This is a genomic window from Pseudoalteromonas sp. SR44-8, assembly GCF_014163635.1.
Classification (GTDB): domain Bacteria; phylum Pseudomonadota; class Gammaproteobacteria; order Enterobacterales; family Alteromonadaceae; genus Pseudoalteromonas; species Pseudoalteromonas rhizosphaerae.
This window is the reverse complement of the sequence record NZ_JACJDS010000006.1, coordinates 100,771-114,214: the sequence shown is the minus strand read 5'-3', so window position 1 is coordinate 114,214 and position 13,444 is coordinate 100,771. Positions and strand designations below refer to the sequence as shown.

Annotated in this window: 15 protein-coding genes; 8 read left to right on the top strand and 7 right to left on the bottom strand. The window is 40.5% G+C overall.

Annotation, left to right across the window (positions count from 1 at the left end):
• The first annotated feature begins 19 nt into the window (after positions 1 to 19).
• From H5183_RS04430 to H5183_RS04410, 5 genes are all read left to right on the top strand, one after another.
• Entirely contained in the window at positions 20 to 877 is an 858-nt protein-coding gene (locus H5183_RS04430) for a MipA/OmpV family protein (RefSeq protein WP_145239210.1), read from the top strand.
• Complete coding sequence (locus H5183_RS04425) at positions 867 to 1,259, top strand: DUF3019 domain-containing protein (protein WP_145239213.1); 393 nt, start codon at positions 867 to 869, stop codon at positions 1,257 to 1,259. Before H5183_RS04430 ends, H5183_RS04425 begins: the two co-directional genes overlap by 11 nt.
• A 13-nt stretch (positions 1,260 to 1,272) precedes the next feature.
• Positions 1,273 to 1,977, top strand: coding sequence for a response regulator transcription factor (locus H5183_RS04420; protein ID WP_145239217.1), 705 nt, complete (start codon positions 1,273 to 1,275; stop codon positions 1,975 to 1,977).
• Positions 1,978 to 2,005: 28 nt separating this feature from the next.
• Positions 2,006 to 3,301: an ATP-binding protein gene (locus H5183_RS04415; RefSeq protein ID WP_145239220.1), complete on the top strand. Its 1,296-nt coding sequence runs from the start codon at positions 2,006 to 2,008 to the stop codon at positions 3,299 to 3,301.
• Positions 3,302 to 3,517: 216 nt separating this feature from the next.
• Complete coding sequence (locus tag H5183_RS04410; protein ID WP_145239223.1) at positions 3,518 to 4,870, top strand: sodium-dependent transporter; 1,353 nt, start codon at positions 3,518 to 3,520, stop codon at positions 4,868 to 4,870.
• A gap of 16 nt (positions 4,871 to 4,886) precedes the next feature.
• Here H5183_RS04410 and H5183_RS04405 read toward each other — a convergent pair whose 3' ends face one another.
• Together H5183_RS04405 and H5183_RS04400 are read right to left on the bottom strand one after the other, a co-directional pair.
• A complete protein-coding gene (locus H5183_RS04405) occupies positions 4,887 to 5,339 on the bottom strand; it encodes a GNAT family N-acetyltransferase (protein WP_145239226.1) in 453 nt (150 codons plus the stop codon).
• Positions 5,340 to 5,417: 78 nt separating this feature from the next.
• Complete coding sequence (locus H5183_RS04400) at positions 5,418 to 6,161, bottom strand: sporulation protein (RefSeq protein WP_145239228.1); 744 nt, start codon at positions 6,159 to 6,161, stop codon at positions 5,418 to 5,420.
• A gap of 265 nt (positions 6,162 to 6,426) precedes the next feature.
• Between H5183_RS04400 and H5183_RS04395 the strand changes: the two genes are divergently transcribed.
• The 3 genes from H5183_RS04395 (at position 6,427) to H5183_RS04385 (ending at position 8,902) form a co-directional block, all read left to right on the top strand.
• On the top strand, positions 6,427 to 7,998 hold the full coding sequence (locus H5183_RS04395; protein ID WP_145239230.1) for a cation:proton antiporter family protein: 1,572 nt from the start codon (positions 6,427 to 6,429) through the stop codon (positions 7,996 to 7,998).
• Between the two features lie 287 nt (positions 7,999 to 8,285).
• Positions 8,286 to 8,567: a hypothetical protein gene (locus tag H5183_RS04390; RefSeq protein ID WP_145239233.1), complete on the top strand. Its 282-nt coding sequence runs from the start codon at positions 8,286 to 8,288 to the stop codon at positions 8,565 to 8,567.
• A 116-nt stretch (positions 8,568 to 8,683) separates the two neighbouring features.
• Entirely contained in the window at positions 8,684 to 8,902 is a 219-nt protein-coding gene (locus H5183_RS04385; protein WP_145239236.1) for a DUF3820 family protein, read from the top strand.
• A 171-nt stretch (positions 8,903 to 9,073) separates the two neighbouring features.
• Here H5183_RS04385 and H5183_RS04380 read toward each other — a convergent pair whose 3' ends face one another.
• From H5183_RS04380 to ilvY, 5 genes are all read right to left on the bottom strand, one after another.
• On the bottom strand, positions 9,074 to 10,309 hold the full coding sequence (locus H5183_RS04380) for an ATP-binding protein (protein ID WP_145239239.1): 1,236 nt from the start codon (positions 10,307 to 10,309) through the stop codon (positions 9,074 to 9,076).
• A 6-nt stretch (positions 10,310 to 10,315) separates the two neighbouring features.
• Entirely contained in the window at positions 10,316 to 11,008 is a 693-nt protein-coding gene (locus H5183_RS04375; RefSeq protein ID WP_145239242.1) for a response regulator, read from the bottom strand.
• 14 nt (positions 11,009 to 11,022) lie between these two features.
• On the bottom strand, positions 11,023 to 11,409 hold the full coding sequence (locus H5183_RS04370; protein ID WP_182719327.1) for a DUF3019 domain-containing protein: 387 nt from the start codon (positions 11,407 to 11,409) through the stop codon (positions 11,023 to 11,025).
• Between the two features lies 1 nt (position 11,410).
• Complete coding sequence (locus tag H5183_RS04365) at positions 11,411 to 12,271, bottom strand: MipA/OmpV family protein (RefSeq protein ID WP_182731025.1); 861 nt, start codon at positions 12,269 to 12,271, stop codon at positions 11,411 to 11,413.
• Positions 12,272 to 12,423: 152 nt separating this feature from the next.
• Positions 12,424 to 13,338: an HTH-type transcriptional activator IlvY gene (gene ilvY, locus H5183_RS04360; RefSeq protein ID WP_145239251.1), complete on the bottom strand. Its 915-nt coding sequence runs from the start codon at positions 13,336 to 13,338 to the stop codon at positions 12,424 to 12,426.
• Between the last annotated feature and the right edge of the window lie 106 nt (positions 13,339 to 13,444).

Genomic DNA, 13,444 nt, shown 5'->3' with positions numbered 1-13,444 from the left:
TAATTTATTTGGATCATGGATGCAACGTAAACAACACACTCTACAGAAACTACTGTTATTACTGATCAGTGTGAGTTTATGGAGCACCTCTAGCAATGCCAGTAATCGCTATTATGCTGATAACACCTTAGAGCCAACCTCAGGCTTTGCTTGGGATTGGAGCGCGGGTGCGGGCTATTATGTTGAAGATTCTTATCTAGTTGGAATGGATTCTTACAGTGACGGTCTAGAACTTGATATTAACCTTGCTGTTTCTTACGAACGCTTTTATTTAGATATTGATCACAGCCAACTCAGTGGCGGCATCATTATTGGTTATAGCATCATCAATAAGTATAATTGGGATCTTGATATTCTTGGTACCAATATGCAAGCTGGGTTTGATGAAACAGGACTCGACTTTTATAGCAGTGGGGTGGTGCCTGAACTTAAAGGTATACGAACCAGAAAAAGTGACTTTGATACCGGCTTACGCCTTACCCGTCGCTTTGAAAACTCACAGATTTCCTTTGAATACTTACATGATATTTCTAATGCTCATAATGGTTGGGTCGTAAATAGCTTTTTTAGCCATATTTTACCGTGGCAAAACTGGGAGTTTCGCACCGGTGTTGGCATTAGCGCTTACTCAGCAGATTTCAGCAATTACTATTTTGGCATAACATCAGAAGAAGCCACCGCTACTCGTGCTGTCTATCAAACAGACGGCGCAATGAGTATGATTTTTGAATTCCACGCCGAGTACCCACTTAATCGACACTGGGTATTTTTAGGTGGCTGGCTGTCAACCTGGTTTTCAAGTGAAATTTCCAACAGTCCCATTGTATCTCAGGGTTATCAGCATAAAGCCATGGTAGGCGTGCGCTATGTATTTTAAAACCACAGTAATTTTATTACTGTTACTAAACGCAAAACAAATACTAGCCAATGGTGAAGAACCGCATGACAGTAGTTTAATTGCGTTGCCCGACACCTGTGTTGCACTGCGTGAAGGACGCAGTTGCTATGCTGATATAGAGCTAAGCTGGCAACAAACTAGCATCGGTAATTACTGTTTACGTGATGCAACATCGAAGCATATTATGCAATGCTGGCTTAGACAAAATAGCGGAAAGTTAAATTATGCTTTTGATTCTGTTGAAAGCATTTCATTTGAGTTAATAAACAGCGATACCGGTAAGATCATTGCATCAACACAAGTACAGTTGCAATGGGTGTATCAAAATCGCCAAAAGAAACGCCGCTGGCGGCTTTTTTAAAACGAGATAAAGCATGGATAATTACGGCACAATATTACTTGTTGAAGATGACGGCTCTTTAGCCCAGTGGGTGGCGGAGTATTTAACTGAGCAAGGCTACACAACTCATATTTGTGAGCGAGGCGACCAAGTTGTCAGTCATGTAAAAGAGCTCAAGCCTGACTTAATTTTACTCGATATTATGCTCCCCGGCCAAGACGGTATTAGTGTCTGTCGTGAACTACGTCAATTTTACCAAAGCCCTATTATTATGCTAACCGCTCGAGACGAAGAAATGGACGAAGTGATTGGTCTTGAAGTCGGTGCCAGTGATTACATAATGAAACCGGTCAGGCCGCGTGCATTGCTTGCGCGGATCAAAGCGGCACTGCGCGCCAATAACGACAATTCGGAGTCGCAAACGGATGATACCATTATTCAAGTTGGCTCTTTAAAAATTGATACACAATCTCGCAACGTTTTTATTAATAATATTGATCAAGGAGTTTCCAGCGCCGAGTACTTATTACTGCATTATTTAGCCTGTAACGCCGGGCAAGTTGTGTCGCGAGATGCTGTATTCAAAGCAACCAAGGGTCGTGAATACGATGGCCTTGATCGTAGTGTCGATGTGCTTATTTCTGCACTGCGCAAAAAGTTTAATGATGATCCGCAGCAACCTGAAAAAATTAAAACAATTTGGGGGCGAGGCTATTTACTCGTCGCAAGCGCTTGGTGATCGCCGCTAAGGTATACTGGCAAATGCTATGAAAAAGTTTTATCTCTCCTTATTAGCCAGTGCCCTGCTCTCGATCGTAATATTAGGTTGGTTAATTGATGCTTTTAGTCAGCAAACTCATACCTCGCAGGATGAGTTTGGCTTTCAAAGTAAACTTTTAATGGGCTTCAGCCAGCAAATTGCCAGCCAACCCTTCATGCAAAGAGCAGACTACACCGCCTTACTTGCACAACAGTTTTCGTTGGGATTAAGTTATCGAGCCACGCAATCTTTAGCGCTGCCACCATCACTGCTAGAAGAGATCAATGCTGAAGGCGGACTGATTTTAGAAGATCAAGAAGGGTATTACCTACTCTACAGTAATGATTTGCTTGCGCCTTTTCATCTTAAATTACGTTTGGAAAAATCCCACGAACAAGATCAACAAAATGATATGTTACTTACGTTAATGTTTTACGCTGGGTTATGTGTGTTTATGGGGTTTATTATTGCACCATTAGCTAAACGACTAGGCGTGGTTAATGACGCAGCTAAAAAGTTTGCCAGTGGCGACTTACATGCTCGCATTCGGGTATCCCATTTCACTTACATTAAAGATGTTGAGCTTACTTTTAACCGCATGGCAAGCCAGATCGAAAAATTACTCGATGAAAATAAACTGATGGCCTCGAGTTTATCTCATGATATACGCACCCCCATTGCCTGCCTACGATTTGGCTTAGATGCGGCACTAGATAGTCATAACGAAGAAAAAATAAAACATTATTTAAATCGTATGGAAGCTGATTTAGACCAAATGGAATCAATGTTGAAAAGTTATTTAGCATTTGCCACGCTTGAGCAAAAAGCCAACCAACTGACCTACTCACACACTGAGTTAAACAGCTACCTAAGCACCCTAATACAGCAACTAGAGCCTAAGTTAGTACAGCAACAACTTGATTTACAGCTTATCTGTCATGATAATTCTCATATTTATGCAGATTTACATTGGTTAGCTCGCGCAATCACTAATCTGCTTAGCAATGCCTGTGACTTTGCCAAACAAAAAATTATTCTCACGGCATCGATTAAAGAGCAAACACTTATTATTACCGTTGAGGATGATGGCCCAGGTATCGAAGAGCAAAATTGGCACAAAGTTTTTAGCCCTTTTTTTCAAGAACAGAGTCATCGCAATCGGGCCGATCAAAGTTATGGCCTAGGACTTGCCATTGTTGCTAAAGTAGCTGATTGGCATCATGGCAGTGTAAGCGTAAATCGTAGTAAACACCTAACGGGGGCATGCCTTACCCTTAAAATACATAACCCGGAACAGTTGTAACTTTTATGTTACAGTTTACAGCATCATAAACCACCTCATTATGATTAGATAACAATAACTTAAACAAACAATGTTAACAGCATTGGCATTCTAAATTTTGTAAATACAGTCATGCGTTAATTCTGCACGGCTGCAGCTAAAAATAAGGGCTTTTTATTTTTTAACATTTACAGTAGATTGTCAGCGCCGTCACTATATAGAGAAGAAAAAATAATTATGAGCGCAGTCAGAGGGGAGTTTAGCTCCCGTTTTGGATTCATTATGGCCGCAGCAGGATCTGCAGTAGGTCTTGGTAATATTTGGGGTTTCCCTACACAAACAGCTAGCAATGGAGGCGCAGCCTTTTTAATTGCTTACCTTGTATTGGCATTTTGTTTGGCTTACCCAGCACTGATGGCAGAACTAACGATTGGGCGCCATGGTCAGGCCAATGCGGTTAGTTCATTGCGGAAAATTTCAAATAACCCGTTCCAAAAACGCTTTGCGTTTGTGGTCGGTTTTGGCGGTATCATATGTGCCGGACTGATCCTCAGCTTTTATGCCATTGTCGCCGGTTGGATGATCAGTGCCACTCTAGAGCCCATTGCGACTTTAGTGGGCAGTGAGAGCTCTTCAACTTGGTTAAGTGAACAGTCACTCTCTAGAAACCTTATATTTACAGCTGGGTTTATTATTCTTACTGTCGCAATCATTAGCCGCGGAGTAGAAAACGGCATTGAAAAGTGGTCGAAACGCTTAATGCCCGCACTGCTGACTATTTTATTTGCACTGATTGTTTATGTGCTGATGCAAGAAGGTGCTATGACAGGCCTTAAAGCCTATTTAGTACCTGATTTTAGCTCTATTTTAGACCCTGAATTACTTGTTAGTGCACTGGGGCAAGCATTCTTTTCATTGTCATTGGGCACCAGTGTGATGATCATTTATGGCTCCTACATTAGTAAAAAAGAAAATTTAGTCTCACTTGGCGCCTACGTTACCCTTATTGATGTGTTTATTGCTTTTGTTGCTGGGTTACTAATTATCCCTGCGATGTACGTTGCGCAGGCACAAGGGGTGGAAATATTCTCAGCTACTGGAGAGTTGCTTTCTGAAGACACTTTAGTATTTCAAGTATTACCCGCTCTTTTTGATGGCATGGGCACCATTGGTTTATTCGTTGGCTTTGCCTTTTTTGCATTGATGAGTATAGCTGCACTGACATCGTCTATTTCAATGCTTGAAGCACCGGTTTCGTATGCGGTAGAGCGCTTTGATCTTGGCCGTGTAAAAGCCACTTGGTTAATAGGAACGATTATAGCATTGGTGAGCTTTACGATAGTCCTGAACTTTAATGCGCTGTTTGGTTTAGTTATTGCGCTCACAACTAAATTTGGTCAGCCTATTCTTGGTTTAATGTGTTGCTTGTTTGTCGGCTGGATTTGGTATCGCAACTCACTATTAAACGAAATACAACAAGGCTGCCCAGAAGTTGCTACCAGCCTATTTTGGAAAATATGGCCATGGTATATTAAATTCATTTGCCCAATTGCAATTGGTTTAGTGTTTGTCAGCTCGCTATTAGGCTAACTCAAAAAACCGCTCTTTACACGGAGCGGTTTTTTAAAATCATATCTTGATGTGCAATACCATCTTCTAAATAAGGCTCGCCAATACACTGAAAACCCAGCGACTGATAAAACGCGAGTAAATAGGTTTGCGCGCCAATGTATATATCCTTGTTCGGCCAATGCGTAAAGCAACACTGGATCGCCTCTTTAACCAATAACACTGCCAACCCCTTACCCCGTTGTGATTTTTCAACCAGCACGCGACCAATAGCGCTGTACTGCTCATTTTTCTCATAACAACGTGCGTATGCAGCTAATTGTTCAGCCTCGAGCCAATAGAGATGCTGAGTTGTTGCAGTGCAATCGATATCGTCTAATTCAGGGTATGGGCATTGCTGCTCAACTACAAATACATCGACCCGCGTGCGCATGATAGTAAACAGTACCTGCGCAGACAGTTGAGAAAATGGTTTTGTTGTTAATCGCATAAAAACTCCTAACATAAAAAAGCCCAGTCAATACTGGGCTACTTAATACGCTTAGCTAACTAACCGAGCTCTGGATAGCTAGGCAAGCAAACGTTCTAATTGATCACATAAATGCGAAAGATTAACGTGATCATGTTCAATCGTCAGGTCAACATAGCCATCGCCACGAAAACCACGGTCAAGCTCAATTAAAACATGAGTTTTATGAGCTTCAGGCACAAACGATAGTTCAATCTCTTGAATACCGAACAAGCTACGGCTATTTGGTTTATATTCCAGCTCTTGATAACAACCAGAGACAGAGTTAAACGTACTAGCACGTAAGAAGCCCTTTTCAACATCCGCTTTTACCAAGCTAAAACCCAGTTTATCCATCGCTTGCATAAAAGTAGTTACGGCATCATTTGGATAAATATGAAGATGATCTTTATCCGTAGGATCAAGTGCTAAATCAATATCTAAACCTGTTTCAAGCCACACATGTGATTGGTTATAACCGGCGTTGATTTCGGTGATCGGTGTTTCTGAATGTAAGCGCGCTTCAAACGGAATGTGTTTTTGTTGACCAGGTTCAATTGTACCAATATCGGTTATACGCCACTTATCAATAATATGATTGGTAAAATAAGCACCGTCTTCACCTTCCACTTTTACGCGCGTCATTAATGCTAAATCAAGACCTGTTATTGCTTGGCTAACATCCCCTGCGGTGATCACTATTTGGGCATTAAATAGTTGCCCAGGTTGTAAATGCTCAGTTTCAAGCACGGTATCTACTGTTGCTGCACCAATACCGACTGATGCAAGAATTTTTTTAAACATCTATTTCTCCTTAAGCTTAATTCACCTAAACCTGAATCACGCTTAAATTCCTTTGTTACTGCATCTTAACCATATTTAAAAGCTGCTGTCAGTGAAAAAATAACTATTTTTTGAGTTTTTAGCAGAATAATTAACTAAACGAGTGTTTTTCATACACAGGTATATCTCTATGCGCGCAATTTATATGCATAATATACACGAATGATTTTCAAAAATGCTGATATTTCGCTACACTAGGTAACCAAATGAAGTGATATTAAGAATTATGGAACTATTATATTTTGCTGTCGCATTTGTGTGTGGCTTTGCCGTGTACCAACTTAAACTTCCTCCGCTAATCGGTTTTTTGATTGCTGGCTTTGTACTGAACTTATCTGGCTTTAAAACCACTGAGCTACTTAATACGATTGCTAATTTAGGGATCACGTTATTACTATTTAGTATTGGTCTGAAACTAAAAGTTAGCCATCTTATTAAGCCACAAGTTTGGGCCCCTGCCTCTTTACATATTATTATTAGTAGCGCTATTTTTTGCAGTTTGATGCTGTTCTTAGGCGCACTTTCGTTGCCATTATTTGCAGACCTAAGTTGGCAAAGTGCGTTGCTTGTTGGTTTTGCTTTTAGCTTTTCTAGCACAGTTTTTGCTGTAAAAGTACTTGAAGAACGTGGCGAAATGGCCAGCCTTCACGGCAAAATAGCCATTGGTATTTTGGTTATGCAAGATATCTTTGCAGTGATATTTTTAGCCATCAGCACAGGTAAAATCCCCAACGGTTGGGCTTTTGCGCTATTAGTTGCCTTGCCATTATTACGCCCAGTCATGTTTTGGGTGTTAAATCGTTCTAAACATGGTGAGCTATTACCTTTGTTTGGCTTTTTCTTTGCACTTGTCGTTGGCTATCATGCATTTGAATTTGCAGGCTTGAAAGGTGATTTAGGCGCGTTGATCATCGGTATGATCTTTGCTCCTCATAAAAAAGCCAGTGAGCTTGCAAAATCACTACTTAATTTAAAAGAAATTTTATTAGTTGGGTTTTTCTTAACAATTGGTTTAGGTGCTGATCTGACGCTCAACTCATTACTTATAGCGCTTATTATTGTATTGGTGCTACCAGTCAAAGTTGCCCTGTATTATATACTAACGAATGCCTTTAAGTTACGCGCTCGTACCTCCTTATTGAGTGCATTTACCTTAGCTAACTACAGCGAGTTTGGCTTGATAGTCTGTATGGTTGCTGCCAGTAGCGGGTTAATCACATCTGAGTGGTTGGCTGTTATGGCTATTGCAGTATCAATGACCTTTATCATTGCATCCCCACTAAATAAACGTTCAAACGAAATTTATGTAAAAATCGAAGCTTGGCTCATACGTTTTGAAAGCCCTACTCGCTTAGCAGAAGAACTTCCTGTGAACTTAAATGACACCAAGATTGTTATTTTTGGTATGGGTCGTATTGGCACCGGTGCATATGAAACAATTAACATCACCCATCCTGGCGTTGTAGCTGGAGTAGACATCAAGCCAGAAGTGGTCGAGAAGCATGTTTCACGAGGCCGTAAGGCGCTCTTGGCAGATGCAACCGATCCAGACTTTTGGCAACGGGTAAATCACTCCCATGTAGAGATGATCATGCTCGCGATGCCGAAACATATGCAAAACATTTTTGCTTTGGAGCAATTGCGTGCTTCGGGTTACCAAGGTCAAGTTACTGCCATTGCTAACTATCCAGATCAGCAAAAAGAACTTGAAGATATGGGCGTTGACTCTACTTATAACTTCTATTTAGAGGCCGGTAGTGGCTTCGCTGAGCATGTAAAACAAAAATTATTTCCATAATATAAATAAAGTTCTCAGCACCACAAAAGGTACTGAGAACTATTTTCATTTAATTTTCATATCCTTATATATAACCGCCTGAAACAACGTCGCAAAAGTCCCCAAATAAGAGTCAAGCGCATTTACAAAGCTTTACATCCAGATTGGCATTTACCCATGAAAAAAGAGTAAACTGCATTTGTTGAGTAATACGTAAGTATCTATTTTTAGCACAAAAAAAGCCTTCTCGTGTTTTTGAATACGTATTTATCGGCATTTTGTCTTTTGCTATTAAATAAGGTTTTTAGATGAAGAATAAGTTTGCTACACAGTTTCAGACAGTGGCGGATGATGTAAATAACCCAAAACTGGTTGAGCTTCAAAATCGTCTTGATGAAATACAAAGAAATGGAATGACAGCGTTAACAATGCGCGCAGTGCTATTTCAAAAAATGCTCGATATATATCAAGTGCCGGAAAATCATTTCTTACGTGATAGCGAAACACCAAGCCGCATCGATGATCCGTCAATTATAAACAAACTTAAACAACTTGGATTTACCAAAAAGCATCAATATCAGATCCATTAGTAAATTATGAGGGCCTACTCCCCTCATTAAATAGGCTGTTTCTTGCCCGTCACAGCCTATTTTCTCACCCTCTTTTGTAATACACTTCACGCATAATCTAGCAAATTAAGTTAATCATGGATCCAGAGCTTTTAAAAACAGCGATCAATACAAAAATGCCGTTTGGTAAATACGCAGGCCGCCCTTTGCTGCTATTACCAGAACCATACTTGGTCTGGTTTAAGCAGCAAGGATTTCCTCACGGCACACTCGGTGCTCAATTAGCAATGATGTATGAAGTTAAACTCAATGGCTTGGAGCAGATGCTCATGCCGCTTTTAAAAACACATAAATAAATTAAAAGTAATAAATAATGGAACTTACTTAGCAAAGTGAAGTCTACTCTTTTGCTACTTGTTGATTTTGGTTTTAACCGCAGAAAAGCGCCTATTAGGCGCTTTTTTTTTGAGTATCAATTTAGCCACAGATATAGCAATAGAAAAGGAGTTACTTACCCTGAACTCTGGTTACTTAGGCAAATAGATTGTAAATTTGGCGCCACCTAATTCTGAATTCGATATCGTACAGCTGCCTTGGTGCCAAGACACTATTTTTGCCACAATGGCTAAACCAAGCCCAAAGCCTCCAGTCTTTTTATCGCGACTTTTATCAAGTCGGGCAAAAGGTTTAAACACTGCATCCCATTGTGATTGTTCAATGCCAGGGCCATCGTCTTCGACCGATAAAATTAACTGCCCAGTATTTTCAACTAAGCTAATTCGCACTTCGTGACGAGCATATTTCAACGCATTGCCTACTAAGTTTTGGATACTGCGGGCGATAAAGTGACTGTCACAAGTGTAACTGCATAAAGCTGGTAATTGCATATTGAGTTTTATTTGCGTAGCAAAATCAAGTTTAGTGACAACACTTTCTACTAGCTGCACTAAGTTACATGTTTGCACCGTAAGATTAGGTTGTTGGCTATCAAGGCGAGCATAATCAAGCATTTCTTTAACTAACGACTCTAACTCCACAATATCTAATTGCATGTTATCGATATATTCAAAGGCTTTTTCGTCAGCTACTTTATCCTCAAGCATTGCCAACGCAAATTTTAAACGTGCCAGTGGCGTTCTAAACTCATGCGATACCGACGATGTAAGTTCTTGTTGAGCGGTTAATAAATGCTGAATACGCTGCTGCATAGCACTTAAGGTGTCGGTAATTGGTAAAAAGAATGATTTCGAGGTGGCGCTCAGCTCAAAGTCTTGTGATCCACCAACGGCTTCACAGGCCAGTCGCAACTTAGCAAAATCACGCCACAGTAAAAAACTCCATAAGCCAACAGGGATCCCAACGACACACAATAATAATAGATAAGGCCAAACGGATGAGAATACTGGCGCAGAAACGGTAATTGGACCCACTTGCAATAATTGCTCATTATCAACAACGATATACCAGATAGCTCGCTGTTGTTGATCAAATAGATAAATATAATTATGTAGGTTAAGTTCTTGTTGTTGTTGTGCGGGCAACATTAGGTCTTGTTTTTGTACTATTTCACTTTGAAAGCGAGTGGCTATTTTAGTAAGCCCTTGCGGGGTTTGCGCTAATAGCCATAGGGATTGACCAAACTCATCATCGAGCGCAATTTGTTGTTGACTGTCTTCATAGGGCCAAAGTTGTTCAATTACCCCACTGACTAAAAACAGGGAAACTATAATATACACATATAAACTTGCAAATAGCTTCCCCATTAATAGTTACATACCCCATGCATCGGAGACAAATAAGTAGCCTTGTCCCCAAACGGTTTTAATACGGTATGGTTTATCGCTGTTATCACCTAATTTTTTACGGATCCGAGATACACGTACATCTACGGTGCGGTCTAATCCATCATATTGGCGACCAATCATGTGTTGATGAACATGTTCACGACTTAGTACTTCACCGGAATTTGAAGCTAATAACCACAGTAATTCAAATTCATGGGAAGTGAGGGTGATTTCGTTATTCTTTAAGCGAACAATACGGCTGGTTTTATCAATACATAAATCGCCAAATTGTAATTCTTCTGGCGCTTTTACTGATGCTTGGCCACGGCGTAATAGCGCATTAATACGGGCAAGCAATACTCTTGGCTCAGCTGGCTTAATAACATAATCATCGGCACCAAGTTCCAAACCAATGACTTGATCAAAGTCTTCACCTTTGGCGGTCAACATTAATATTGGTAAGCTAAATTTATCTCTGACTTGACGACAAACACTAAAGCCATCTTTACCTGGCAGCATCACATCGAGGATCATCAAATCAACCGGATTGTTTTCAAGGTAACTAAACACTTCATCGCCACGGTCTAGCACCGCCACTTCAAGGCCATTATTTTCAAGATAGTCACGGGTTAATTGCTGTAACCCTAAATCATCTTCTACAAGTAAGATCTTTGCCATTTGCAGCTCCAAGATTAAAAAAAGCTCCACGGAGAACGTAATCGGCGCCGAGTTGTTTTAGCGCGAGTGCTCTGTACTTCAATGCGTGTTGTCGCCAGTAATTCATCCGTGTGAGGATTGACTAGGGAGTATATGGTTTCAACCTGAACACGCGCTTTATGATTGAATTCTTCTAAGGTAACCTGTTGCCAACATTGCAGTTGTTGATCTTCGCTGTATAAACAAACGTCCATTTTATGGGGCATATTTAAAGCAAATTTTACATCAACATCGCAAAAGTCTTGTTGTTCGGAAACCACACAGACTTTTGGAGTAACTGTTAATATATCTTTTTTTGCGGCAGCTAACTTTGGCCATACCAACAAAAAAATGACGCACGCACCAAGTTGTAAATACTTCATATTAAAAAATATGATCAAACCCTATAAAGGCAGTCAGAGAATACGTTTGTTCAAACAGCGGACTGTCGTCAGCTAAGGCGGAATAATCATAATAAGCCAGATGAAAACGCAATGAGTTGGCTCCATTTAAGGGCCAGCGGGCATCTATTTTAGCATAAGGCTGCCAACTACTGCCAACCTCAATTGCACGAACTGGAGACTCTTTTTCTGTTACGCCATAAAAATATGTATTCAGTGCTGCCGATTTATACCAGATGCCAATAGTCGGCTTAATCTGTAACTCACCAATGTTCTTGTGCATTTGCCACTGCAGTGCACTTCGCCACCCGTCATACACTCCGGATACATCAGCTAATGCCTGCACGGAAAATACATGCTGCTGATAGCTATAATGGTAACTCAGGCCAGCATCGAGTGCCCATTTACGTTTATTAAGCTCACGGATATCTAGACTAGGTTGTTGGATTTGAAGTTCATTTTCACTGTTCGTAAATGAACTTTCTGATCTTAATGCAAAAATGTTACTTGGATGCCAATCAACAAAAAAACGAGTTTCCGAATTAAACTCAGTGACTAAATTAAAGGTATGTGGGGAGTCTTGTATCAGGCTATAGCCTAAGCGACCATTATCAAAAAAGAACTGTTCACCGTAATAAGCTATATCTGGGATCAACACTAATGGTAAATCACCTCCACCAGCTAATGGATTTGTTATGACTCCTAATCCCGTGTTAAGGCTCAAGTGCCACTGCCCTGTTGTTATATCCTGCACAGGCTCAATTTCTGATGGCTGTGCAAAACAAGGTACTGTAAGCCATACAGAGATGCAAAGCGCAGTAAGAATATTAACTATCGACTTCATTGTTGTTATTTATGCCAAAAGAGACAACCCAATATCGTTATCATAGCAAGGTATTAATAACTAATCCCTAGACGATTACAATCATTCACACTTTTGATACATATGGAACGATTCAAGGTAAATAAACTTTACATCTGCGTATTTAGACTCGGCTAAGGAGCTAAGCTATTAACGTTTTTCAGTGATTGAGCAATCTCCCATAATGCATTTAACGCGGCATCTGGTAACTCTTTACGTAATACTGCCAAACCAATCTCAAACCCGGCAGGGGCCTCTTTTTGATCACTGATCACCTGAACGCGATCTTTTAATGGGCTATTATCTAAAACAATTTTTGGCACCATGGCAATGCCTAGCCCTAAACTCACCATTGACACCATAGCTTCATGCCCCGCTACTTGCGCATAGATCTTTGCATTAATACCGTGCTTACGCCACCACAGCTCTAACCTTTGACGAGTAAAACCTTGCTCTGGCACTATAAACTCAAGCTCAGACCAATCTATCTTATCGCCAAACTGGGCCAGTTTTTCAGTGAGCAACGACGGAATACGTGGCGCGATAAATACCAAGGATGAATAACCAATACTGGCAAATGCAATTTGCGTCGGTAATTTATCAGGCTTTGCGGCAATTGCCATGGCTTCGTGTCCGTCAAGCACACGGTTTATTGCCACTGCGGGATCGCCAGTATTAAGCTTTATTTCTATATGTTGATGTTGCAAACGCAGTTGCTCTAATAGTTGATGCAAAAAACTATAAGAGGCAGTTACTGAACAGTAAATGCTTACTTTACCGTAAATAGTTTGCTCAGGATTTTGTACATTTGCTCGAAAACGCTGCCAATTAGCTAACGTAGCCGTTGCATAGTCGATAAACGATTCTCCTTCAGCTGTTAACTTTACACTGCGATTATCGCGACTGAATAATGCGACTCCAACTTCATCCTCTAACTGTTTAATATTGCGACTTAAGGTGGGAGCACTTATGTGGCATAACTCGCTGGCACGGGCAAAATGTAAGGTTTTGGCAAGTGCCAGAAAGTAATGTAATCGTTTATGGTCCATAGTGATCCCAATAGTTAGCGGTTATTAATTAAAGCATTTCATTTTTTGAAATACTTTAATGCAAATATATCATTTTACGCAAGAGTAAAAATTCCTTATGGTGACT

Excerpts from the sequence above, each read along its gene's own strand:
- H5183_RS04390 (WP_145239233.1), top strand. The coding sequence starts at position 8,286 with ATGAAGAATAAGTTTGCTACACAGTTTCAGACAGTGGCGGATGATGTA.
- H5183_RS04400 (WP_145239228.1), bottom strand. The coding sequence starts at position 6,161 with ATGTTTAAAAAAATTCTTGCATCAGTCGGTATTGGTGCAGCAACAGTA.
- H5183_RS04420 (WP_145239217.1), top strand. The coding sequence starts at position 1,273 with ATGGATAATTACGGCACAATATTACTTGTTGAAGATGACGGCTCTTTA.
- H5183_RS04395 (WP_145239230.1), top strand. The coding sequence starts at position 6,427 with ATGGAACTATTATATTTTGCTGTCGCATTTGTGTGTGGCTTTGCCGTG.
- H5183_RS04415 (WP_145239220.1), top strand. The coding sequence starts at position 2,006 with ATGAAAAAGTTTTATCTCTCCTTATTAGCCAGTGCCCTGCTCTCGATC.
- H5183_RS04410 (WP_145239223.1), top strand. The coding sequence starts at position 3,518 with ATGAGCGCAGTCAGAGGGGAGTTTAGCTCCCGTTTTGGATTCATTATG.
- H5183_RS04375 (WP_145239242.1), bottom strand. The coding sequence starts at position 11,008 with ATGGCAAAGATCTTACTTGTAGAAGATGATTTAGGGTTACAGCAATTA.
- H5183_RS04430 (WP_145239210.1), top strand. The coding sequence starts at position 20 with ATGCAACGTAAACAACACACTCTACAGAAACTACTGTTATTACTGATC.
- H5183_RS04385 (WP_145239236.1), top strand. The coding sequence starts at position 8,684 with ATGGATCCAGAGCTTTTAAAAACAGCGATCAATACAAAAATGCCGTTT.
- H5183_RS04380 (WP_145239239.1), bottom strand. The coding sequence starts at position 10,309 with ATGGGGAAGCTATTTGCAAGTTTATATGTGTATATTATAGTTTCCCTG.
- H5183_RS04370 (WP_182719327.1), bottom strand. The coding sequence starts at position 11,409 with ATGAAGTATTTACAACTTGGTGCGTGCGTCATTTTTTTGTTGGTATGG.
- H5183_RS04425 (WP_145239213.1), top strand. The coding sequence starts at position 867 with ATGTATTTTAAAACCACAGTAATTTTATTACTGTTACTAAACGCAAAA.
- H5183_RS04365 (WP_182731025.1), bottom strand. The coding sequence starts at position 12,271 with ATGAAGTCGATAGTTAATATTCTTACTGCGCTTTGCATCTCTGTATGG.
- ilvY (WP_145239251.1), bottom strand. The coding sequence starts at position 13,338 with ATGGACCATAAACGATTACATTACTTTCTGGCACTTGCCAAAACCTTA.
- H5183_RS04405 (WP_145239226.1), bottom strand. The coding sequence starts at position 5,339 with ATGCGATTAACAACAAAACCATTTTCTCAACTGTCTGCGCAGGTACTG.